The following is a 23980-nucleotide window of genomic DNA, read 5'->3' as shown; positions in this document are numbered from 1 at the left end:
GGGTGATTGCTGCGATTCACTTGCTCCTGGATCAACGCGCGATCACCTTACTGCTGCAGGGCTGCAATCGGTGGACCTTGATAAGTCCTGTCAATCGCTACACCTGCACACTCGGCTTCATCTTCCAATTTTTTGCGGCGGATTTTATGTTTTTCCAGCAGATCAGGAAGGAGCTCTTTCCATTTCAGCCGGTCTTCGCCTTGAAAGGCGTTGCAGCCAGGAGGAATTGACGCTGAGGGCGCTTCTTAATTGCGCAGCGGTGATCGTGCGAATTGCCGGGTCGAAGGCCAGCGCTGTTTTCAGCGCTGGCCAGCACGATTTCGGCAGGCCGCCGGGGGGGCGGAGTTGGCTCTCCAGATGCTGGTCACGCGCTTGCGTCGAAGACATCCGATGGAAAGGGTGTCGGCCTCCCGCCAGCTCAAAGATCACACACGCCGCCCCATAGACATCGGCACGGGTCGACAGCGGCTGGCCTTCAAGCAACTCAGGGGCAGCGTAACCAGGCGTCCAGGCGTTGAAGCGATCACGGCTCACGTGCGGTAAACCGCGGAGGGTTCCTTTTTCCGCTTGACCGAGGCCAAAGTCGAACAAGCGAACACCGTCGTCGCTCAGCATTATGTTGCTGGGTTTCAGGTCACCATGAAGCACACCGCGAGCATGAGCATGTGCGAGCGCATCGAGCAACGGCAGCGCGATGTCGCGCACCTCATTCCACGGCATGCCAAGCGGCCGCTCGCAGAGAAGCTTGTCCAGTGGCAGCCCACGCATCAGCTCCATGGTGATGAACGCCCGCTGGCAGACGGTGTCGACTTCAAAGCTATAAAAGCGCAACACGTTTTCGTGATGCAGGCGTCTGGTCAGGGCGAATTCGTTGTATAGCAAGGCGCTGGCATCCGGTGACTCAGCAAGTTCTTCGCTGACCACTTTTATTGCGAGGTAAGCCTCAGGCTCACCGTACTGCTCGCTCAGCAAGTCTCGTGCGCGGTACACCGCCCCCATGCCGCCTGCGCCAAGTAAACGTTCGATGCGATACCGTCCCGCGAGTAGATCGGGCATTGCATTGATGCTGGCCCTGTTTGATGCCAACGCGGGTTTAACCTTGCGAGACCCGGCGCCCGCATAACAGGTCAGGCGACTGTGTTGCGCGTCCCCTGCGGGTAAGGCGGGAACGGGTTCAGAGACTTCGGTCATTGGCGTATTACCACTGCGGTGAGATTGTCGCGTGCGCAACCACGCAATGCGCTGTCGAAAAGACGCTCCAACGCCACATGAGGAGCCGTCAGGCTGAGCGCGCTGCCCAGTGCAGCGCTGCTGAGCTCTTGATAGAGACCGTCACTGCAGAGCAGAAAAGCATCACCGGAATACACTTCGAACTCCAGCACATCCAGGGTTAGCTGGTCGTCAGCTCCGACCGCCCGGGTCAGTGCATGGGAGCCCGGATAGACCTCGGCCTGCTCAACGCTCATGTTCTGTTCATCGACCAACTGTTGGCGCAACGAATGGTCTCTGGACAGTTGATACAGACGCTGGCCGCGCCATAGATAGCAGCGGCTGTCGCCCGCCCAGATGCATGCTGCACGGCTGCCTTCCACGAGCAGCGCCACAACGGTACTGCCCATGGTGCTGTCGTGGTGCTCGGCGATCAGGGTCAACTCCTGAGCCAACCGACGATTAAGCCAATGCAAGCATTGACGGATATCCGTGAGCCGCTCGTTGAAGTCATCTTTAAGCGGCAAGTCCGCCAGGCTGGCGACGATCAACTGACTGGCAATATCTCCGCCCTGGTGGCCGCCCATCCCGTCCGCAACAGCCCACAGTCCCTGTTCCGGGGTGTCGAGAAAAGCGTCCTCATTGCGGGCTCGAACCTTGCCGACGTTGGTGCAAGCAGCACTGCGCCACGGGCTGACGGACGACATCAGAGCTGCACCGGCATACGGAAGCGGCGCAACACATCCATATCGAACGGATTAGGCATGCGTTGGCTGGTCAGCAGGTAGTTGGCACGCAGCCCGCCTACGTCTGCCTTGAGCACCATCACGTCCCGCCCAATCAGGTATTCGGTTTGCATCAAATCAAATAACCGGAACAGCGACCACGGACCCGTATTCTTTTCGATGCCTAGCGGCCGACCTGCCATCCTGTCGAGCACCAGGCTGGTACGGCCGCCATCAACATCGTTGGGCCACTTGAGCGAGACGGGCAAGATCGGGCCATGGCGGTATTCAATGGTTTTTTCGCCAAATTTGAATTCGGAGCGACTCACAGCTGGATCAAGGGTGTAAGGCTCCAGCTTGAATTGCACTTGCGGCTCGGCAGGGTTGTCGGCGAAAAAACTCTGCCGGATGACTGAAGCGGCCGACATCTGGTCAAGGAAGACCTTGGAGACGGGTACACTGTGTCCGTCGACATGGCGCATGCGGTAATTTTCCGGGGTACCGCTGACGAATGGACGCATGTAATTGTCGAAGAAGCGGTCCGCTATGCCCTGCGCTTTGAAGAACTCGCGGAAGTCGCTGATCGTAACATCGCTAGCGCTGTGAGCATTGAACGGGTATCGCTGGCTGATCGCTTTGCCATAAAAGCTGTACAGCTCGCTCTGATAACGCTGATTGAGATAGTGATAGGAATCATTGAGCACCAGACGCCAGGCGTCTTCTGCCAGTACGTTGAACCAACCGGCCACTGGACGCGGCAGTCGTACGGACACACTGCGTAATTTGCTCAGGGCGTCACGCTGCCCACCCATGCGCGCCTTGGCCATTTCGAATGCCGCTTGCTCTGGAACACTGGCTCGCGCCAGGCTGTCCATCTGCAGTTGCAGTTCATTCAGAGCGCCTAGCGTGGCGGCTAGATCGGCCGTCGGAGCGTGCTCGGCATCCAGCAAACGGTGCAGTGGTTCGAAGCGATTTTGCAGAGATTTTTTCGCGGTATTCGGCAAGTTCTTCACCAGGGCGTCAGCCGCTTTAGTAGCCGTATCACCCGCCAGCCTGGTTAACTTACTGCCCTTGCCGGTCAACTGCTGCGCAGCATCGAGACCTTCGGTCGCTGCGTCTGCCGCCTCTGGAAAGCGGGTGTGCTGCCGGACTTCCACCAGCAATTGGACTAGAGGTGAGTTGGCCGATGTCAGACCTGCCAGTTGCTCCGCACTCTCCCCAAAATCATTGACGGCGGGCAAATCAAGCGCACCGACTGCCTCGCCCCAATGGTTGGCATAGTCGCGGAAATAAAGCTGTTCGAGCTCGACCATGAGCCGACGCAAATCCATGGTGCTGATGCCAGCGCTTTCTCCCAGAACCCAGTTGTCCGTCAGCATGTCGGTTATCAGGACCATGCCCTTGACCGAGAAATACTGCTGATAGCCTTGCTGAGTGTAGAACCCAGGGATGACGTAATCAGCGCCCACAAACAACGATCCTTGTGGACCAAGGTGCTGGCTAAAGCGATAAGGCGGTAACGCATGAGCCTGATCACGCAGCATGCGATAAACGACGTTGGCCAAGGACTCGCTACGCAAAACCTGTCGCGCCTGAGCGACCAATTGATCATTGACCGGATGACTGAAGGGCAGCTTCAACAAGCGTTCAAAGTGTTTACCCAAGCCGTTTTGCACTGCGGTATCGCCGCTATAAAGCTGGGACCATTGCGCAGCGACCCAGTCTTTAAGCCACGGTATGTCACGACGTTCCTGCATGTTTAGCATCAGATATGCCCGCAGACTGTTCAGCAGGCGCTCACGATCCGTCATGCTGCCGCGGGTTTGCCGTTCAAGCAGCGCGGCTACCCTTGGTAATAATTGATCCTGAAGCTCCCGCTCGTAAGCAGCGTTGACCACGGGGTTGACATCGTCACCCTGAAACAAGCCGGTGCGCTCTTGATAGCCAGCTTCAGTCTTTTTCGGGAATACCTGGGTGGCCGCATAAAGGGTGTCCAATGAATTGAGCGCTGCCTTGGCCTCATCACCAGGCATAAGAACCGATCGTTGTTGGGCCGCGACCTGCGCCAGACTGCGCAACTTTTCCAGCCGATCATGATTTGCGGAGAACCCCTGAGTCCAAAGCATGCCGCAGAAGACCAGCGCGGCGGATGCGCCAACGTACAACGTTCGATGCCGCCAATGAATACGACGACGTTCTTGCCGGTTCAGACCTGCGAGATCCGCTTCGGGGAAAATGACCCGGCTGAGCAAATGATGAATGAAGCGCGACCGACCACTGCGCAAGATCGGCAGTACAACGCTATTCATGCCCGCCTCAGTTCCGATCTTGGCAGCGGTTTTATCCATTTTTTCAGTAAGGTAAGGCGCACTGATCAGGTAAAAGCCACGCAACTGGGTGACGCGCTGATAACGGTTACCCGTGAATGCCATGTCGACAAAAAGGCAAAGCTTGTCTCCGGTCGATCCGAGCTGATGCGGAAAATCAAGAATGCGTCCACAGCGTTGGGGGTCACGCTCTTGTCGTATGCGGGTTATGACTTGACTGTTGAGGCGGTGCAGTAATTGTTCGAACTCACCGCGCAGAACGGTGGTATCGCTGCCCTTCTGTTCTTTACGGAACGTGGCGCCTAGCACCTGCTCACTTTCTTCATGAGTCAATTGGTCAAAGAATTCTTCGAAACCCAACAGTCGGTCCGCTTTGCTCAGGACCAGATAAACGGGTACATCGACATACAGTTTCTGATGCAGCTCTTGCAGGCGCGCACGAACGGCAGTGGCCAGATCCTGAAGATGTCTTTCGTCCGAGCTCAGCAAACTTTCCACTGGAATCGCCACAAGCACGCCGTTTAGCGGACGATTCGGACGTCGCTTGCGCAGCAGTTCAAGTAAGGTCCTCCACGCACTGCCATCGACTTCAGAATCCTCCTGGGTCAGGTAACGACCTGCGGTGTCGATCAGCACGCCTTGCTCACCAAAATACCAGTCGCAGTGCTGGGTGCCGGTGGTGTCCCGGGTCATTTTTCGGTCAATCGCATTGATTGGAAAATCAATACCCGAAAAATCCAACAAGCTGGTTTTGCCACTGCCCTCGGGGCCGATCAAGAGATACCAGGGCAAGTCGTCACGCCACCGCTCGCTTCGACCGCTGTAAACGCGCGAGGTCTTCAACGTTTTCAAAGCAGCTTTGAAGCGTGAAGTGATTTCCCTTTGGTGCTGATCAATCTTTTCGTCCCGCTGGATACGTTTCTGGCCAGACTCGCTTTCCTCAATCGCCTTTTTGCGCAGACCCGCGCGCCAACTGACGAACACCATCGTCAGCCCCCATATCAGCGTCAGCCCGCTGATGGTCAGCAAACGGGCAGTCGAAGCCTCCCAGAACTTGTAATCATCGACGGCCAAAAGCGGGCCAACGAACCACACCAAGAGGGCGAAAAGCAGCGTCAGCAGGAGCGTCCAGACCCACGTCTTGCGCAGGAATTCGCCCATCTTCTTAAAGAACTTTTTCATTACGCGTCCCTGTTTTACAACTGCGACTGCGGCGCTGCCGCGACCGGATCAAACGGTTGATAAGGCTGCAACACGGTTTCGCGCTGCTCACCCAATACCCAGGCAAACCCGGAATACATCACCGACAGACATACAAGAGTGAACAGAGCGACCATCCACACAGGCACGATACGGATCAGATTTCGCCGCTGATCGCTCAGCCCCTTCCACTGCGGCGACAGCTCACGTGGCACGTCACCGCGCGCTTGACGAATCTGCCGATAAAGGGCGTCCCGGATGCCTTCAAGTTCAAGCATGCCGCGCGGCTGAACCCGATATTTACCTTCAAAGCCCAACGACAGGCACAGGTACATCAGTTCCAGCATTGGCAGATATTTGAGAGGGTTCTTCGAGAGCTGCTCGAGGATGCGGAAGAACCTCTCTCCGCCGAAGGTCTCCTGGTGGAATCTGCTGAGCAGGCTCATCTGAGCCCATTCACTTTCGATGCCCCACGACGTGGTAACGACCGTCTCATCGATAACCGTGCAAAGCACATAACAGGCGCTCATCACCTCGCTGTTTTCGAAACCACTGTGGAAGGCGCGAACCTGAAACTCATTGACCTTTTTGATCAGAGCAGCGTTCAGATCACTCATTTGTTCCCGAGTCGCGGCATGTTTAAGGCGTACGATTTCAGAAAAGAGCTCTGACGCTGCAGCCACCAGCGAGTTGAGGCTGATGTTGAACGCTTCGGCGGGATGCAGACGTGCCGCATAGATCATGCGTTCTTCCAATTGCTCGAATCGAGGCGGTGCGTCGAAGTCCGTCAGAGGGCTCGATGCCGGGCCACGGCCTTGGCGGTCGAGCAATACGGTCTTCTGGTCTTGATCGAATTCTGTGTCCCTATTCATGTTGGTCAGTTCCTGATAGCCCAGAATTTCAGTTCAAGATCGGCGAACTCGCCCGAGACGTGGAAAGCGAACCCTGCAGAGCGGCCCATTTGTTCCTGGTCTTCGGCACTGAGTTCGAGGATGAAATATGTTTTGTCGGCGTGGAAAGCGATCTGGCGCGGCGCTACGGGTAACGGTCTGATCTTGATGCCTGGCAGATGCAGGTTCACCAAATGACGGATACTTTCGACTGGGCCGACTTTGAGATGTGCTGGCAATCGATGCCGTAGGTCCTCGGACTCGCAGTTGGCGCTCGCGGCTATTACGAAAGAGGCCGAGTTCAGCAGTTTGTGGTCGTGCAGCGGAGAGACGATGATTCCGTACTGGCGAGTTTGCATAGCCAGTTCGATGGCGTGCTGTTCAAGCACCATCGACAACATTTGACGAATAGCGTCCATCAACCTGCCAAAGCTCACCCCTTGATTGCTGTGCTGGTATTGAACCTCCAGTCGAGGTCGTCGGCTCTCATTGGAAAAAGTCGCCAAATCACCGAGCAAAGTCAGCAGCGTGCGGTACAGCAGTTCCGGATGAACATGCTCCAGCCTTAAGTAGTGCTGTAATAACAATTCGCTGCGATTGATCAGCTGGAGCATCATGAAGTCACCCACCTCAGCGCCACCCAACTTGCCGCTGGAGCTTATACGGTCGGCAATCGCGTCGCCCCGGTGGCCAAGCATGCTGATGACTTCCTTGAGACAGGACAGCAGGTAGCTGGATGAGTGGGCCTGGATGTAAGTCGGGACAAAGCCGGGGTCAAGGCTGATGGCTCCGTCTGGCGTGGTGTCGAGCACTTCACAGATTTTCAGCTTCACGTACGCCTGATCACTCTGCTGCTCCCCTAGCAACAGCTTGAAATCCGGACGCGCGCAGCTGATCTGACGGTAAGAGTCATCGCCAGCATTAGAGTCAGCAATCTCTGCTTCGTAGACGGTGTAGCGCGCCAGCACGTCAGACTGCTCACGGCGACGAGCTTCAATGTGATTACCGGTCACTAGTGGCAGAGCCAGATAGACGGGCGTATTACTAGTATTCGGCGGGACCTCCAAAACCAAAGGTTCGGCGTTGCACCCCAACTCGAAAAGAGTGCCATCTGGCAAAACACCCGAAGCCTGGCTAACGCCTAATTTACCGATCTTGAGGCCATGCAAGTCGATGTCCAGACTCAGAAAGCCCCAAGTGTAAGCACCGAGCAATTGGGTTCGGGTCTTCATTTCCCGATCGAAATAACGATCGTTGTGCTGGAAGTGCTGAGGTCGAAGCAGCATGCCTTCCTGCCATACAACTTTATGAGCGTTCATGGTCATTCACCCGCCTTGACAGACATATCATGCGTGGTGCGGATGCCTGACTGGTCCAGGGTAAGATCAACCTCGTTGACGCCGGCGGGAGTGACTTGCACCGTATGGCGCCATTGGGTTTCCGACAGGTTGCGGTATGCGGCAAGGATGCCTACGAAACGGCTGCCCTCTTCAACACGGAGCTTGAGTTTCAATGTTTCGCCCGGACGCAGTTCCAGTTCTTCAGTCGCCACTAAGTCGGGGCTTAATGTTTCCTTGGAGCGTTCGTACAGGCTAAAGAAATCCGCGTTCTCAAAAGCAACCGGGTGCTTGAGCTCAAAAAGACGCACAACAACCGGCGATGGCCGACCATTCAAATCCGGATTCAACTGATCACTGGCCGTCACCTTTAGATCAAGTTTGGTCACCGACGAGTACGGAGACAGCGACGAGCAACCCACGATGAGTATCAGGAAGGCAGACACAATCAGCGTTTTGACACAAATGGCAGAGGGGTGAGACATGCGCATCATCCTTGGCGGTCGGTGTGGAAGGTGGAAATGAGGCGAACCTGCTCTTCGTAGGCTTGAGCGAAGTCACGCGCCAGGAGGCGCTCACTCCAGTCGTTGTCCTGTCGCAAGGAATGGTGGTAACGCCCAAAGGCTTTCCAACGACTGCCCGAAGTGGAGAAGATCGGCTGGTTATCGCGCTCGAAGCGTAGGGCCAACCGTTCAGGGGAGAAATGCTCCAGTGTGCCGCGGACTGCCGCGCGGCAGCCGGCAAGCAGAGCGATCTGATGCGCCTGCAAATCGCGAAAGGAACGAGCGACTGCTTGCTCTGCTGATAACTGCCCGGACTTTCCAGGCTGCAACAAAAAAATCTCTAACGCTTCACTGGCATCGGCAGCGAACTTGAGCGGATTTTTTTGAGCACCTTGCACGACGGTCTGTGCGAGGCGCAGTTCACCTCTTAACTCGTTGCGGGTTTGCAAACTTTGCTGCAACCCACCAATGCTCTGCTTGAGCAGGCGTGCGGCATTGAGCGCCAATGCCTCGCATTGGTCCTGACAGAGATCAGTGAGATTCAACCCGAGCGAAGTGCCGAAGCGCTCCCAGAAGGATTCACTCTGACACTCCACCCGTTCCGGGGCTGGCGTTGGTTGGTCGTTCGCAGTGTCAGCGATCAACTCCGGCACACGCAGGTTTTCCATATCGATACGCGCGTAGTCGGGGCTCTGAAGGGGGGGATGCGGCGTGGAGACTGCCGTCATTACATCCTCGTTCTTCGAGTAGATCCGATCTCGTTGATCGAAGGCCATAACGGGGTCAACGCCAAGAAACGCGTCATCGGGAATCAGACTGCCAACGGCCTCGGGAGGGTTGGCATCGCCGTCGAGACTGACTGACCGAGATGGCAACTGCGCAACAATCTCGAACTCACCCAGCAGATAGGTACTTCCATCCTCGATAGGCACCGGCGAGTCTTTGGGCAAACGTGCACCCGTGTGTGCGTCCACGACACCATTGCTGCTTCTGTCGGTCAGGAAGAACGTGCCATCGCGGTAACTGACGATCGCATGGTGATTGGACAGATGGCGATTTGAATCAGGGATGATCCAGTCGCAATCGGCGCCTCGTCCGATCACGCCACCCGCCTGTTTAAAGGTCTTACGGCAGAACTTCGCGGACACGAAATGCTTGGCGTTTCGGATTTCGAAAGCCAGTTCCATAGTGATGCTCCTTGCGGTTATCGCCCGCGATTGAACGCATTCGCATCACCCAGCGGGCGATACGCGTCGTCGTTGAATTTGTAATTGCTGTTGCAGCCGCTCAGGCCGGATAAGACGACAAGCGCCAGCAGGGTGGCTTGCCAGTGACGAACGAACATTGGAGTCCTCCAGGGGTAGACAAACACAGGCTCCGGCCCCACGGGCCGCGCTGTCAGAAGCGAACAACGTGCGATCGAGCGTCTTTGGCCTCCTGATAGGCTTCGCTCGTATTGATGTTCAGGCGCCCAAGGCGGTATAGAAGCGTTCGCCGCGGTAACCCCAAGTCGCGTGCAGCGAGGGTCTGATTACCATCGTGCTTGCGCAGACAATCGAGTAGCAGACTGCGCTCGAACTGCTCGAGGCGTTTGCGCACATTGAAGCGGGAGCATTCCGCCGTCTTTTCATTGCATAGAGAGAAATGCTCGGGCCTTAATTCGCTGCCCTCACACAAAAGCACGGCACGCTCGACCAAGCCTTTAAGTTCGCGGACGTTTCCAGGGAATGCGTAATCCGACAATTGGTTAAGCGCGGCTTTCGACCAGCGCACTGGCTCCCGCTGTAGAAATACGCAAGCCTTGTCCGCGAAATGACGGGCCAGATCGAGGATGTCGCCTTCGCGCTGGCGAAGGGCTGGCAGTTCGATTGGAAACTGTGCCAACCGGTAGTACAAATCCTCCCGAAACTTCCCCTCACTGACTAACACCGCCAGATCGCGATGAGTCGCGGCGATAATTCGCACATCGATTTTGTGGGTTTCATTGGATCCCAGTGGCCTGATCTCTCCTTCCTGCAACACACGTAACAATTTGGCTTGTAACTGCATCGGCATGTCACCGATCTCGTCGAGAAGCAACGTCCCGTGGTTGGCGGCGTCGAACAGTCCAACGCGGTCGCGATCCGCGCCGGTAAAAGCCCCTTTGCGATAGCCAAAGAGCTCGCTTTCAAGAAGGCTCTCCGGGAACGCCGCACAGTTCTGCACGATGAACGCCTTTGAGCGGCGCGGACCACAGTCGTGAATCGCCCGAGCTACCACTTCCTTGCCGGTGCCCGTTTCGCCACGCAGTAGTACGGTGTAGGACGTATGCAGAACTTTGCTGATCAGCGAGGAGATTTTCCGTATCGCGGTGCTTTCGCCGATCAGTCCATAACCGCTGATGCTCGGCGGGCCAAGAGCGGCAGACCTCACTAAATCGGAAGGGTGACGCAAGCGCTGCAGCACATGCAGTTGGTCAACCACGAATGAGCCAAGCAATCGGAGAGAATCGGCAACACCCTGCAACTCGTTACGCCGCTGGCTGGCACACAGCATCAAACCTTCAATGGATTTGTGCTGGTTAACCAAAGGGACGCATAACAATGATCGCCAGGGTGCCGTCACGACAGGAAGGAAGTCGGTTTTTTGCAGGCTGCTGCTCAAGTCTTCAAGGCACACTATCCGATTTTGGCAGAGCACGAACTGCATCAACTCTTCTTCGTAATAGTTGGCCATAGGGCTCGTTGCCTCCAATGGCCGAAGCACGCCATCAAGACACTCGGCGCTGATCCCAAGGCGCGTGTGAGTCGCGTCAAGTAGATACACTTGCGCAAGCTCGCAACCGCTAAGCTCGGTCAGCCCCCTAACGAATGCGCTTAATAGCGCAGGGCCATCCGGCGCGCGGGCCAATTTAGCGAACTGCGTCATCAACGATTCGGCGTATGCCAGCGGCTGCGGTACTTGAGTGAACATCACGCAGGCCTCAGACGAATTCGCACGTCACGCCACCGCCGGCATCGAGAGCGGCGTGTACACGTTTGAGCTCTTCACCGATCGCCATCGCATCGAGCAAACGATCCGACACCAGTGGAACCACGTATTGATCAAGCAGGTGATCGATCAGCCGAGCACCGCTCTCGCTCTGAGCGCAGTGCGTCGACAGGTAATCGACGAGGCTTTGGCACCATGTGAAGTCAAGCCGACGACGACTGAGACGTTCGCCGAGATGGCTGAGCTTTATCTCGATGAGCTCGCGCAGCACGGAGCCACCGACTGGGTAGTACGGCACCACTTTCATGCGCGCCAGCAATGCTGGTTTGAAATGTTTGCTGAGCACCGGACGGATAGTCCGCTCGAGTAGTTCAGTGGCTGGCCGAACACCGTTTTCGCAAAGATCGTTGATCAGGTCGCTACCCAGATTCGATGTCATCAAAATCAGCGTGTTGCGGAAATCGATTTCGCGCCCCTCGCCATCATTGACCAAGCCTTTGTCGAAAATCTGGTAGAACAGGTTGAGTACATCTGGATCAGCTTTCTCGACTTCATCAAGCAATACCACCGAGTATGGCTTTTGCCGTACCGCCTCGGTGAGGATGCCGCCCTCGCCGTAGCCGACGTAGCCCGGTGGCGCACCTATCAGACGGGAAACCGTGTGTTTTTCCTGGAACTCGGACATGTTGATTGTGGTAATGAACCGATCACCGCCGTATAGAAGATCCGCGAGCACCAGAGCCGTTTCAGTTTTTCCGACACCGCTTGGACCAACCAATAGAAACACGCCAACCGGTGCGTCAGGCTTGTTCAGGCCTGCGGCAGCAGCGCGCATGGAGCGATCCAGCAAGTGAATGGCTTGCTCCTGACCACGGATTCGTGTGCGTAGATCGGTGGCGAAACTGGCAACCTTGGCGTTGTGCTCACGGGCCAGTTGCGCCAAAGGCACACCCGTCCATGCGCTGATAACTTCCGCCACCAGCCGCGGGCAGACTTCGAAGCTGACCAATCGCGCTTTGAGCTGAGCAGCGGTCAATGCGCTGTGGGTTTCATTGAGCCGGGCTTCCAAAGCCTCGACGCTTTGGCTTTCCTCGACTTCAGCCCTCACGGTTTCGACCACGAGGTCTTCAGCGTCTTTTTCAATCGCGATAATCGTTTCGCCAGCAACAGATTCACGCGCTTTCGCAAGCTTCCGCCGCAGATCCAGCAGATGCTCGGCCAATTGCCGCTGTTCGATCCACTGGATTTCCAGTGCAGTCTTTTCGTTTTCGGCCTCCGCCAGACGCGCTTCCAGCGCCTGAAGCGCTTCGTGGTCGATTGGCACACCGGCCTCGGCATCACGACGCAGGGCACGACAACTGCGGCGCCCTTCTGCCAGTTCGCCATGTAAACGCTCAAGGCTTTCCGGAGCGGCCGCGAGGCTGATACGCACACGGGCGCATGCAGTGTCCAGAACGTCGACGGCTTTATCAGGCAGTTGCCGGCCAGCCAGATAACGAGCGGATAACTCGGCGGCCGACACCACTGCATCATCGCGCAGATAGATACCATGGCTCTGTTCATACACACGTGCCAAGCCACGAAGTATGGTCACCGCTTCGCTGATAGTCGGTTCAAGCAGTTGCACCGGCTGAAAACGTCGAGCCAGCGCCGGATCTTTCTCGAAATACTTCTTGTACTCCGCCCATGTGGTGGCAGCAACGGTGCGCAGCTCGCCGCGAGCCAGCGCCGGCTTCAACAGGTTGGCCGCATCGGACCCACCGACACTGCCACCCGCGCCGATCAGGGTATGGGCTTCGTCGATGAACAGGATGACTGGCTTGGGCGATGCTTTGACCTCATCGATCACACCTTTGAGGCGGCGTTCGAACTCGCCTTTGATACTGGCGCCTGCTTGCAAAAGGCCCATGTCCAAAGACAGCAGCTCCACGCCTTTAAGCACCTCTGGCACCTCACACGCCACGATGCGCAACGCGAGCCCTTCGACGAGAGCGGTTTTACCGACGCCTGCCTCGCCAACCACAATCGGGTTGTTCTTTCGGCGACGGGCGAGAATATCAATCATCTGACGAATCGCGCCGTCGCGACAAAGTACCGGGTCGAGCTTGCCGTCGCGGGCCTGTTGCGTCAGGTTGTGAGTGAACCGCGCCATCAGCGACTCGTTTGCCGAACTGGATTTCACGGAAGCAGGTTGTGACTGCTGGGAGAGAGCAAACTCTTTCAAGCGGTCGATGTTTAGCGTGGCGAGAATGGACTGATAGCGGCTGCCCGCATAACGATTGGGGTTGCGCAGCAGGGCGAGAATCAATGCGGCCTGATCCACCTGGTTTTGACCGAGTTCAAGGGTGGCCACCAGCAGGGCATCCTGCAGCCACTGCACCAGTTCAGGGGCAAAAACCGGGTTGCGAGAAGCGCTTTGCTCGACCTTCGGATGCAGCACGGCGGTCATTTCCGCGCAGTCCACATCCGCGTCCTGCAGGGCACGGGCGAGCAAGCCTTGAGGACGCTCCAATAGCCCGAGCATCAAGTCTTCTACAAGGACCTTACAGCCGCCACGAGCGACACAGCGCTCAGCGGATCGCTCAAGATCACGACGGGTATCGACATCCAGCGCCTGAATCAGTTTTTGAAGATCCACATTGATCATGGGGGTATCTGTCCTTAATGAATTTTGCTGCCGAGAAGCACCACACCGTCCGCTTTTTCACGGCCCAGCCAGGTGGTCCAGCCGAGGCGACAACGGTTCTGCTCGCCGATACGAAGCTCGCGGATTTCCTCGTGACGCAGCACCAGGCGAATGTCGTAGCTGAGGGGATCACGCAATGTGAAGCGCACCAGTGCGCACAATGGTTGGTAGCCGAGGCCGATCGGCAGGAATTCGTGAAATCGCGACCAGTCGAGTTCACGGACGTGAATACGGAACTTGCCGCTACGATCACGCACGTATTCGCCCAGAACCGCATCTGCGCCGAGCAGGCTGTTGGTTTGACCCAACCGGTTACGTTGCTCATCGAGAACAGTTACCCGGCGCTCGATACATTGTTCCAGCAGCAGTTCGGGGTGCTTGAAGTAGTAACGCAGTACCGCCTCAATCAACGCCGCCGAGTGCGCCCGCAAACTAAGCAAACCCAAGTAAGGCAGTAAGCGCTTCCAGTTCAGCTCCTTCGCTTTGCGGATCTCCTCGCCACCTAGCCCGATCAAGGCAAATAGCTGCGCCGAAAAAGGGTCCAGGGCTCCACTCTGGAAGCTCACCCGATAGCGGTACTTGCGCCAGATCGGCAACATCATTCGTTGCAAGCGATCATGAAACAGGTCGAGGAAATCGCGTGTCGGATTACCCTCCTCGCTGTCGCCCAGCGCTTGCTCTCCATAAAAAGCAGGCATTGGCGAAACCGATCCCACCAAGCCAATCAGGTTGAAGCGCAGGCGCGCACGCATGAGGCCGTGCTCATGGAAAAACTCCACGCGATCAACATCGCTGCCGGGAAATCCCAAGCTCGGGTTAGCCTGAAACTCCAACTGTTCATACACTTCGTCCTCGCTGAGATGCGGGTGCGCCACCCGCAATCGTTCGATGATCAGGAGAACCGCCTGAAACAGTGAGTATTCGCGTATTTGTTGAGTCAGCCCGCTCAAAGCAACGGCTGGAGGCCCATACGTGGCGTCCATTGGTACACCTCTCCCTGAGTGCTTTTTACGTGGAGCTCGTGGTACGAGTTGAGGCTGGCGTACAGCGCAAAAAACTCGTTTAGAACAGACGCGAAAACGAACATATCGCCCTCTCCGATGTACCCCTCAGGGTCCATGGTCAGCTCCGTACGCACGCCGCGAACCGGCAATCCTCCATGCAGACGATCTACGGTCTGATGCGTGATCGACTTAAGTCCCCCAAGAAGTCGCTTGCTGACTTTTTCAGCGTGTTGGTCGTAATACCGAGGCAGATCATAGGTTTCGAGGATCACTTTCAGCGCTCGGATATCAGCCAGTGATAGATAGTTAAGCGACATATTGCTGATGAGCTTCCAAAGAAAGTCCCGACTCAACGGAGGCGCAAAACTTGAGGTGGCTGGCGTTATATTGCGAAAGCTCAAGAACTCCGGCGTGGCTTCACAGCCCAGGCAGATATCGCCGAGTTTTAGCTTGCGTGGCAGATTCTGGTTGGTACACATCAGTTCAGTCGAAACGGTTTCGCGAACTTCGGTATGACGCACGCCAAAACTCAGGTAAGTATCTAGACCACCATGCAGCAATGAAGAGCGCTGACGGACACTGTAGTGAGGACGGCTATCGGGAACGTCGAAACTCGGGTCGTGCTCGAACGACTCAAAGGGCACGTACTCCTGATAACTGAGCCCGCCGGGATCCCACCCCAGGACGGTTTCCACCGAAAATACGCCGCAGCTTTCGAGGCCGAGTTTTGCTGGCAGCAGCAAGTATTCATCCTGCTTGCCGTCAAGGCAGATGGGCAAAGCGTCATGCTTGAACAGGTTGACAATCGGGGTGCAGTAGAGCTTTACGTTTTCCAGGGTTGGCCGCGCGTGCAAGATGCCGCTCTTGCTAATCTCGAAACGCAATTCCACGCCGCGCACTTGCTTGAGGGTGTCATCTGACAACGTATTCAGAACGCCTAGACCGTTGACATCGACAAAAAGAAACTTGTCTTGAAAAGCAAAATATTCCTGCAGGTAGCGATAACCGCGAAAAGTGTTCAAAGGGTATGGGATCAGCGCTTCTTCTTCAGCGAACCCCACCGGCTCAACCTGACTACTCGGGATTTTAAAAATTACCGGTTTTTCCCCAGCATCCACGAGGGGCTTGCCAGCTTCGTCCAGAGGAATAAGCTCGATGCCCGCGAGGTTGCGTAGTAGGCTCAGGTACAGCATCTGACTGATGTAGCGCTCGCCTGCAAAATAGAGACGGAGTTTGCTCAGTTTGACTTCACCAAGATGGCCCTCTGCGCTCATTTCAAGATGCAGACTGAGCAACGAACCGCTCCCTTTCACCGAATAATTGAGCGCGGCCAGCTGCAGCGGTAAAACCTCGGTTGCGTAGCACGTACGGAAACCACAATTTACGCCCTCGATCGGCACGCTTTCGATGGGGGTATCGCGGCCAACCTTAAGTGCCGGTCCGGAACGTCGGAGCGGATCGAACTGCAGCATGCTGAAGGCCGGCAACGGGCGCATGTAGTTAGGCCACAACAGGTGCATCAGCGAATGACTGAGTTCTGGCAGTTCGTCATCAAGTTTCTGCCTTAACCGGCCTGTCAGAAACGCAAACCCTTCCAACAGTCGTTCGACATCCGGATCTCGCCCGCTCTGCCCCAGAAAAGGCGCCAGCGCCGGACTACGCTCGGCGAACCGGCGACCAAGTTGGCGCAGTGCGGTGAGTTCGCTCTGGTAGTAGTTATTAAAGGACACGAATAACCTTCCTGTTGGATGAGCTATTGCCGACGCATATTTCTGTACTTACAAGCCTAAGAGCGTCAACTCGAATAACGCCAGAATGCGGTAAGGCTGGTATGAAACATGTATTTATCTAACCGACCCGCGCGTAAAAAACGCGTACCAAACCAATTGTTTTTAATAACCGCACTTAACTTGGATCCCTGTCACCTATCAATCTCCCTGTTCAATGGACCGATAAAATACTTACTTCCAGATATCAGAAAAAGGATGGATTTAAATAGATCACTTCAGCCCCATGAAAAACGCGAGCTGCCCTTCCGGATCCAGGCTGGTGATTGGAAACTGCTCCGGCATCATTCTAATTTATAGTTGACCTGCACTTGACCGCTCCCATTCAGGCGCGCGGCGAAACTGACCTGTCGTTTGAAACTCTGGACCTCCAACAAACCCTCAATACTGAAGGCCAAGCGAAGCTGATCATGATCACGGGGCAGGGAAATGACACGCACCTTGCTCAGCCTTGGTTCGTAGGCTTCGATGAAGCTTTCGATGGCCGCACGGGCCTGACTCAGTGAGTCGTGCAGGCTTAGGCGCATGTCATTGAGATCGGGCAACCCATAGTCGGGCAGCGTTTGCACACTGCCCGCCCGAGTACTGAGCATTTTGGCCAGATGGGCAGCGACCGACGCCAGCGCCGAGACCTCGAAACTCGAGCCCTTACGCTGTTCTGCGTCTCCGTTGAGGCGTTCGAAAAGGCTGCCGTATCCGTCCATGAGTCGCACGCTTACTCTTTATCCAGCTTGCCTACTAACGACAGCGTGAAATCCGCCCCCATGTACTTGAAATGAGGCCGCACATTCAGGCCGACTCGGTACCAGCCCGGCTCGCCTTCAACGTCGCTGACGGTGATCTGCGCAGCACGCAGCGGACGACGCCCGCGAACCTCAGCGCTCGGGTTTTCCTGATCGGCAACGTACTGACGGATCCACTTGTTGAGTTCACGCTCAAGGTCAGTACGTTCTTTCCACGACCCGAGTTGCTCGCGCTGCAGCACCTTCAAATAGTGGGCCAGGCGGTTGACGATCATCATGTACGGCAGTTGGGTGCCAAGCTTGTAGTTCAACTCTGCAACCTTGCCTTCTGCGCTGCCGCCGAAGAACTTCGGCTTCTGCACCGAACTTGCGGAAAAGAACGCGGCATTGTCGGAGCCTTTGCGCATGGTCAGAGAGATAAAGCCCTCCTCGGCCAGCTCGTACTCACGACGGTCAGAGACCAAAACTTCGGTTGGGATCTTGGTTTCGATCTCGCCCATGCTTTCAAAGTGGTGCAAAGGTAAGTCTTCGACAGCGCCACCGCTCTGCGGGCCGATGATGTTCGGGCACCACCGGAATTTTGCGAAGCTGTCTGTTAGCTTGGAGCCGAACGCGTAAGCAGTATTGCCCCATAGGTAATGCTCGTGACTGTTGGCAACAGTTTCTTTGTACACAAACGATTTGACCGGATTCTCTTCAGGATCGTAAGGGTTGCGGAGCAGGAAGCGCGGCACGGTCAGGCCAACGTAACGGGAGTCCTCAGAAGCACGGAAGCTCTGCCATTTTGCAAATTGCGGACCGTCGAAATGATCTCTCAGATCTTTGAGATCCGGCAGGCCGGTAAAGCTCTCCAGACCGAAGAACTTCGGACCCGCAGCCGCGATAAAAGGCGCGTGGGACATACAGGCCACACTGGAGACGTACTGCATCAGCTTTACGTCCGGCGAGCTTGGGGAGAGGTAATAGTTGGCGATGATCGCGCCAACCGGTTGCCCACCAAACTGGCCGTATTCGGCAGTATAGATATGCTTGTACAACCCCGACTGCATGACTTCAGGGGAATCTTCGAAATCGTCCAGCAAGTCGTCTTTGGAGACATTGAGGATTTCGATTTTTATGTTTTCGCGAAAATCGGTCCGATCAACAAGCAGTTGCAGGCCACGCCACGACGATTCCAGCGCTTGGAATTCCGGATGATGAAGAATTTCGTCCATCTGACCGCTTAGCTTGGCATCGATCTCGGCGATCATACGATCAACCAAAGCCTTCTTGACCGGCTCACCCTTGTTTTGCGGCTTGAGCAGTTCTTCGATAAAAGCTGACACACCACGCTTGGCGATATCGTAGGCTTCATCATCCGGAGTCAGACGAGTTTCGGCGATGATTTTGTCGAGGATGCTGTATTCGCCGCTCTCGGCGCTTTTCTCTTGTGCTGCGCTAGTACTCATTGCATTGGCTTCCTTGGCTGGAGTCTCAGGCGTCTGGGGCTGGGGCGTTCAGGCCCAGCTCAGCGAATACACGATCACGGGATTCCTCGCCGGCGAGGACGCTTTCTATCGCTTTGCGGAACGCAGGTGCATTGCCTAGCGGGCCTTTAAGGGCCACCAGCGCATCGCGCAGTTCCATCAGTTTTTTCAGCTCAGGCACTTGCTCGACCAGGCTGGCGGGATTGAAGTCCTTCATCGAGTTGATGCGAAGTTGCAAGGCCAACTCATCGGCCTCATCGCCACTCTCAAGGCGGTTTGGTACTCCAAGCGTCAGACTCAATTCCTGCTTGGCCAATACCTCGTCGAACGTGTCCTTATCGATGCTGATCGGCTTGCGATCCTCGATTTTGCGCTCGTCCTTGCGATGGGTGTAATCACCGATTGCAATCAACTTCAGCGGCAGTTCAATCTCCTCCTGAGCACCGCCAGTAGCAGGTTTGAAAGTGATGTTGATGCGTTCTTTAGGGGCTACCGAGCCTTCTTTGGCCATGGCTTTTCTCCTTGAGGTTGCGGCCCTTGGGCCTATTCGAGTACCACTTCAAGATCGAGATGGCACAGCCTGCGATAAATCCCGTCTTTACTCTCACGTACAACATGGCTCTGTGGTAATAACTCACAGCAACTATGCAACAAACGGAGTACGTGCAAACCCAGCTCAGGTTCCCATTTGTTCAGTTCTGATCCCTGCAAAGTCTGATCGAGTGTCTCGAGCTGAACTTTGGCAAGTTCGTACTTTTTGGCTTCGAAACACAGTCGTGCCAGAGCAAACTGCCAAAGGAATCGGGCGCGTTGGCCATAAGCCTTCTGCAGTCCTTGCTTGAGCATCTGGACGGCTGTCTTGAGGCCTTCCTTACGCATGATCGGTATCGCCTCTTTAAGCGCCACCTCCCACTCCGACTCGTCGCCAGCGATTTCAATCTTGCTTGGCGGGGTAGCAGATTCCAGATGAGGCATGACATGCCCGGTAATCCAGGCCTGAGTCGCGGAATCGGCAAACGGGGTGCCATCGTGAAACCGCAAGTCGATGAGACCGGGAAGCCGCTGAATCAAGTGCGCAAGCTGGATCTCTACTTCGCGCATCGCAATGGCTGCGTTGAGCTCTTGAAGGCACTCCCAGACCATGCGCTGACCATCGAACCAAAAAGGAGCCTTCGCCAGGCTCGACTCCAACTCAACCAGAAGATCTGCGTATTTGGCCTGGTCGTATCGAGCCTGGTAAGCCTTGAGCCGATCGGTCGGCAAACCGCGCAAACTAGTGACGTGCTCGGCGGTGTGTTCAGGTAAGGCGTCGACAGACAACCAGAGCAGCGTGCGATTTAGGCGAAGAGCACGCGGGTCCGTCGCTTTCTGCTTGAGCCACCAGGCGCAAAGCAGTCGTGCTTGTTCTTGTTGGGCGCGCAAAACCTTATGCGCTTCTTTTTCGTTCTCGATTACGCCCCCAGAACCCAGTAGAGAACTGGCGACTTGCCTGACCTGAGCAACTGCAGAGCTAACAGCACCCTGTTCAGATTGATTGTCAGCCGCACGCTGTACCATTCCCTTCAGGCGGCGTGAAACTGGTAGCAGCAATGGGGCATCATGCGCCAGGTGCGCACTACAAACAGCATCAAGGCCCTCTAACAACTCAGTCATACGACTGAACAAAGGCAATTGCTCTTTTATTGCAACGCCCTCCGTCAGCACCTGTTCAAGACGTGGCACCAACCAGGCGATCGCTGCACTGCGTGTTCTGGCTTTCCGAGGATAAACGTCAACCCAGTGTTTTTCGCAAAGGTGAAGCAATAAACCCAGACCGGCCAATAATCCAGGGAACGACTCTCGCTGATACAAGGCCCATGTCAACCAAGCTCCCACTCGCAGATCTTTGGACTGATTGCGCAGCAACCGCTCGCTGTTTTCTCGAATCTCAGCCCAGTCAACAAGACCACTAACATGTACAGACGAAGCTTTAGCCAGTTCGCGCTCTAACGCTTCATACTCACTCGAAAAACGGGCATCGTCACCCACGACGTTTTCGCTGGATATAGCAGCTTCAGCGAGCTGAATATAATGAGTCGAAAGTTTGCTTGAGTAGGACATTCATGACCTTCAAACACAATTAATTCCACATAGCATTCGTGCTACAGGCATTAGGGATAAAATAATGTGCATTACATTTACTGATTGAAACTGGACATGCAGAAAGTTCTGGGATCTTACTAACCACAACCGAAAGCGGCAAGCGGTTGTACGCCTGACATTTCCCTACATTCTGTAGGAAAGTTCCAGCAGGGTTAACATGCAACCGAAACTCCCTACAGAAACTTTAGTGCGCTTCTTTTAAGCGCCCTTGCAGACCCGGTCATTCCATCACATGCAAGTACAGCTCATTTTGAATGCAGTACACCCCTCTCACGCATCGCCAGATCCGAACCTAAGTCATGCTGCCGCACAATGCGCAACAAGTTGCGCACCTCTCCGTGGATAACCCTGTGGATACTTCTCCGCAGGCCATGCAATTAAATACTTACAGACAAGTGCGCAAGAAGTTGCACAGCACTGCGCAACTTCTTGCGCACTTTTCAAGGCTTTTTTAGCTCTTTTTGATTAATAAATAACCAGCCGATTTTATAAAAACTTGTTTTATATGGGCTTTTTATTTTCTGGCACATTAATTGATTTCCCTTGTCTACCCCGGCGGGCAATTCCGCTCTTCGGACAACCCAACTTTCAGCAAGGGAAGCATTCATGGCAACTCCAGCGTACATGTCCGTCACTGGCGAAAAACAAGGTCTGATCACGGCCGGCGCATTTACCGCCGACTCGGTTGGCAACACCTATCAGGACGGTCACGAAGACCAGGTCATGATTCAGGCCTTCCACCACGACATCATCATTCCACGGGATCCGCAATCCGGCCAACCGACCGGTCAACGCGTTCACAAGCCCGTGACCATCACCAAGGCCCACGACAAGTCATCACCATTGCTGCTGGCCGCGCTGACCTCCGGGGAGCGGTTGACCGAAATCGTCATTCACTTTTACCGCACTTCGGCGCTAGGCGCTCAGGAGCACTACTACACCACCACACTCGAAGACGCGATCGTCGTCTCCATCAACAACACCATGCCCAACTGCCAGGACCTCGACAACGCTCATCTCATGCTCCAGGAAGAGGTGCAGCTCACCTACCGCAAAATCACCTGGACCCACGAGGTTTCCGGCACTTCCGGTTCCGATGACTGGCGCTCTCCGGTCGTTTGACCACGACTGATCGTCTCGCGCATCGGCCCGCTCGGCGGGTCGGTGCGCTTGCATGCTTACCTCTCTTTTACGTTTGCTGATGCCCTTGGGTATTGGCCAGCGCAGCCACATGCAGAAGGAACAAGGGATGTCCGCACCGGCCAACCGGACCCATTTCAGCCTGACCATCGAAGGGTTTTCAGACGATCTTCAGGTTCATGCCTTCAAGGGTCGCGAAACGATCAGTGAACCGTTCGGGTTTGATGTGGAACTGGTCAGCGAACGGCCTTCACTGGACCTCGAAAAGCTGTTGCACAAGCCGGCCTTCCTGCAGCTCTCGCCCGACGGTCACGGCATCCACGGGCAGATCTATCGCGTCGCCCAGGGTGACTCCGGCAAACGCCTGACGCATTACTCCGTGACCCTGCGTCCGCGCCTTTCTTATCTGGCCCACCGCGTTAACCAGCGCATCTTCCAGAACCTCACCGTGCCGGACATCGTCGCCCAGGTCCTGGAGGAACATGGCATCCAGAGCAATGCCTACGCCTTCAAGGTGGGGGCTGTTTATCCCGAGCGCATTTACTGCGTGCAATACGATGAATCGGACCTGCACTTCATCCAGCGTCTGTGCGAAGAGGAAGGCATTCACTACCACTTCGAACACAGCCCCACGGCACACAGGCTGGTGTTCGCCGATGACCAGGTGATGTTCCCCAGGCTGGCGCCTGTCGCCTATCAGCAGGATTGCGGGATGCTCGCCAGCGAGCCGGTGATCAAGGGCTTTGACGTACGCCTGGAAACCCGCACCACCCGCACCACTCGCCGCGACCATGACTTTGAAAAGCCGCACCTGAATCTGCAAAGCGACGACAGCAGCGGCGTCATGCCCGATCTCGAAGACTACGACTATCCGGGGCGTTTCACCCACCGCGACCGTGGCAGACACCTGGCCAGACGCGCGCTGGAACGGCATCGCAGCGACTTCCAACTGGCCGAAGGCAAAAGCGATCAACCGTCGCTGGTCAGCGGCCACTTCCTGGCGTTGACCCGACACCCGCAGGCCCGCTGGAACGATTTGTGGCTGCTGACCGAAATCCTCCACGAAGGCAAGCAGCCACAGGTGCTGGAAGAGTCGATCAACAGCGATACGGCGCGCTTCAAGGATGATTTCCTGCAGGGCTATCGCAATACCTTCAGGGCGACGCCGTGGGAAGTGCCCTACCGGCCGCCGCTCAAGCATCCGAAACCGCGAATACTCGGCAGCCAGAGCGCCAGGGTCACCGGCCCCAAAGGGGAAGAGATTCATTGCGATGAGTACGGCCGGGTAAAAGTACAGTTTCACTGGGACCGCGAGGGCCAGTCTGACGACAAGACCAGTTGCTGGCTGCGCGTCTCGCAGGCCTGGGCCGGTGCGCATTACGGTGGCCTCGCCATCCCGCGCGTCGGCATGGAAGTGCTGGTGACCTTCCTGGAGGGCGATCCCGACCAACCGCTGATCAGCGGCTGTCTGTTTCACAAGACCAACGCCGTGCCCTACGAACTGCCCGTCCACAAGACCCGCACCACCTTCAAGACCCTCAGCTCACCCGGCGGCGCCGGCTTCAACGAACTGCGCATCGAAGACCGCAAAGGCCAAGAGCAGATCTTCGTGCACGCCCAGCGCAACTGGGATCAAAACATCGGGCACGACCAGAAAATCCACGTCGGCCACGAACGGCACGACACCGTGGAGCACAACAGCTACAGCGAGTTCAAGGCCGAAGAGCATTGCACCGTCCACGCCGACCGCAAAGTACACGCCAGGGCCGACGACCACCTCACGGTCGGCGTCAACCAGCACGTCTCGATCGGCACCGGCCAGTTCATCGAGGCAGGTCAGGAGATTCATCT

At 56.0% G+C, this 23980-nt stretch carries 19 protein-coding genes; 2 read left to right on the top strand and 17 right to left on the bottom strand.

Features of this window, described 5'->3' with window-relative positions; translation table 11 throughout:
• Window positions 1–162: 162 nt before the first annotated feature.
• From BMY73_RS22790 to BMY73_RS28375, 17 genes are all read right to left on the bottom strand, one after another.
• Window positions 163–1191 carry a serine/threonine-protein kinase gene (locus tag BMY73_RS22790; RefSeq protein WP_062390684.1) on the bottom strand — a complete coding sequence of 343 codons (1029 nt, stop codon included), beginning with the start codon at window positions 1189–1191 and terminating at the stop codon, window positions 163–165.
• Window positions 1188–1916, bottom strand: coding sequence for a PP2C family protein-serine/threonine phosphatase (locus BMY73_RS22785; RefSeq protein WP_062390686.1), 729 nt, complete (start codon window positions 1914–1916; stop codon window positions 1188–1190). Before BMY73_RS22785 ends, BMY73_RS22790 begins: the two co-directional genes overlap by 4 nt.
• Entirely contained in the window at window positions 1916–5443 is a 3528-nt protein-coding gene (gene tssM / locus BMY73_RS22780) for a type VI secretion system membrane subunit TssM (RefSeq protein WP_092409960.1), read from the bottom strand. Before tssM ends, BMY73_RS22785 begins: the two co-directional genes overlap by 1 nt.
• Window positions 5444–5457: 14 nt before the next feature.
• Window positions 5458–6333, bottom strand: a complete 876-nt coding sequence (gene icmH / locus BMY73_RS22775; RefSeq protein WP_092409958.1) for a type IVB secretion system protein IcmH/DotU — start codon at window positions 6331–6333, stop codon at window positions 5458–5460.
• 5 nt (window positions 6334–6338) lie between these two features.
• Entirely contained in the window at window positions 6339–7670 is a 1332-nt protein-coding gene (gene tssK, locus BMY73_RS22770) for a type VI secretion system baseplate subunit TssK (RefSeq protein ID WP_062390727.1), read from the bottom strand.
• A gap of 2 nt (window positions 7671–7672) precedes the next feature.
• Entirely contained in the window at window positions 7673–8173 is a 501-nt protein-coding gene (gene tssJ / locus BMY73_RS22765; protein ID WP_062390694.1) for a type VI secretion system lipoprotein TssJ, read from the bottom strand.
• A gap of 5 nt (window positions 8174–8178) precedes the next feature.
• Window positions 8179–9378 (bottom strand): type VI secretion system-associated FHA domain protein TagH, encoded by a 1200-nt coding sequence (tagH, locus tag BMY73_RS22760; RefSeq protein ID WP_062390696.1) that lies wholly within the window; start codon window positions 9376–9378, stop codon window positions 8179–8181.
• A 17-nt stretch (window positions 9379–9395) separates the two neighbouring features.
• Window positions 9396–9536 (bottom strand): hypothetical protein, encoded by a 141-nt coding sequence (locus BMY73_RS22755; RefSeq protein ID WP_062390698.1) that lies wholly within the window; start codon window positions 9534–9536, stop codon window positions 9396–9398.
• 53 nt (window positions 9537–9589) lie between these two features.
• A complete protein-coding gene (locus BMY73_RS22750; protein WP_092409956.1) occupies window positions 9590–11143 on the bottom strand; it encodes a sigma-54 interaction domain-containing protein in 1554 nt (517 codons plus the stop codon).
• Between the two features lie 10 nt (window positions 11144–11153).
• Window positions 11154–13808, bottom strand: coding sequence for a type VI secretion system ATPase TssH (tssH, locus tag BMY73_RS22745; RefSeq protein WP_062390702.1), 2655 nt, complete (start codon window positions 13806–13808; stop codon window positions 11154–11156).
• A gap of 14 nt (window positions 13809–13822) precedes the next feature.
• On the bottom strand, window positions 13823–14830 hold the full coding sequence (tssG, locus tag BMY73_RS22740; RefSeq protein WP_062390704.1) for a type VI secretion system baseplate subunit TssG: 1008 nt from the start codon (window positions 14828–14830) through the stop codon (window positions 13823–13825).
• The gene (gene tssF, locus BMY73_RS22735; RefSeq protein WP_062390706.1) at window positions 14794–16581 is read right to left on the bottom strand and encodes a type VI secretion system baseplate subunit TssF; all 1788 of its coding nucleotides are present in this window, start codon (window positions 16579–16581) and stop codon (window positions 14794–14796) included. Before tssF ends, tssG begins: the two co-directional genes overlap by 37 nt.
• Before the next feature lie 341 nt (window positions 16582–16922).
• Window positions 16923–17342 carry a type VI secretion system baseplate subunit TssE gene (tssE, locus tag BMY73_RS22730; protein WP_092409954.1) on the bottom strand — a complete coding sequence of 140 codons (420 nt, stop codon included), beginning with the start codon at window positions 17340–17342 and terminating at the stop codon, window positions 16923–16925.
• A gap of 11 nt (window positions 17343–17353) precedes the next feature.
• Window positions 17354–18829 (bottom strand): type VI secretion system contractile sheath large subunit, encoded by a 1476-nt coding sequence (gene tssC / locus BMY73_RS22725; RefSeq protein WP_062390711.1) that lies wholly within the window; start codon window positions 18827–18829, stop codon window positions 17354–17356.
• A 25-nt stretch (window positions 18830–18854) separates the two neighbouring features.
• The gene (tssB, locus tag BMY73_RS22720) at window positions 18855–19358 is read right to left on the bottom strand and encodes a type VI secretion system contractile sheath small subunit (RefSeq protein WP_062390713.1); all 504 of its coding nucleotides are present in this window, start codon (window positions 19356–19358) and stop codon (window positions 18855–18857) included.
• Window positions 19359–19390: 32 nt separating this feature from the next.
• Window positions 19391–20947 (bottom strand): type VI secretion system protein TssA, encoded by a 1557-nt coding sequence (gene tssA / locus BMY73_RS22715; RefSeq protein ID WP_092409952.1) that lies wholly within the window; start codon window positions 20945–20947, stop codon window positions 19391–19393.
• A gap of 482 nt (window positions 20948–21429) precedes the next feature.
• A complete protein-coding gene (locus tag BMY73_RS28375; RefSeq protein ID WP_175500235.1) occupies window positions 21430–21597 on the bottom strand; it encodes a hypothetical protein in 168 nt (55 codons plus the stop codon).
• On the opposite strand from BMY73_RS28375, the gene BMY73_RS22710 reads away from it, so the two are divergent.
• Window positions 21596–22111, top strand: a complete 516-nt coding sequence (locus tag BMY73_RS22710; RefSeq protein ID WP_062391131.1) for an Hcp family type VI secretion system effector — start codon at window positions 21596–21598, stop codon at window positions 22109–22111. The genes BMY73_RS28375 and BMY73_RS22710 overlap by 2 nt on opposite strands.
• Before the next feature lie 127 nt (window positions 22112–22238).
• Window positions 22239–23980: type VI secretion system Vgr family protein (locus BMY73_RS22705; protein WP_092409950.1), on the top strand; the 1742-nt coding region annotated here is incomplete at its 3' end.

Origin of the sequence: Pseudomonas sp. NFACC02 (genome assembly GCF_900110765.1) — a bacterium.
GTDB lineage: Bacteria > Pseudomonadota > Gammaproteobacteria > Pseudomonadales > Pseudomonadaceae > Aquipseudomonas.
The sequence above is the reverse complement of the archived record's forward strand: the minus strand, read 5'-3'. Positions and strand labels throughout refer to the sequence as shown.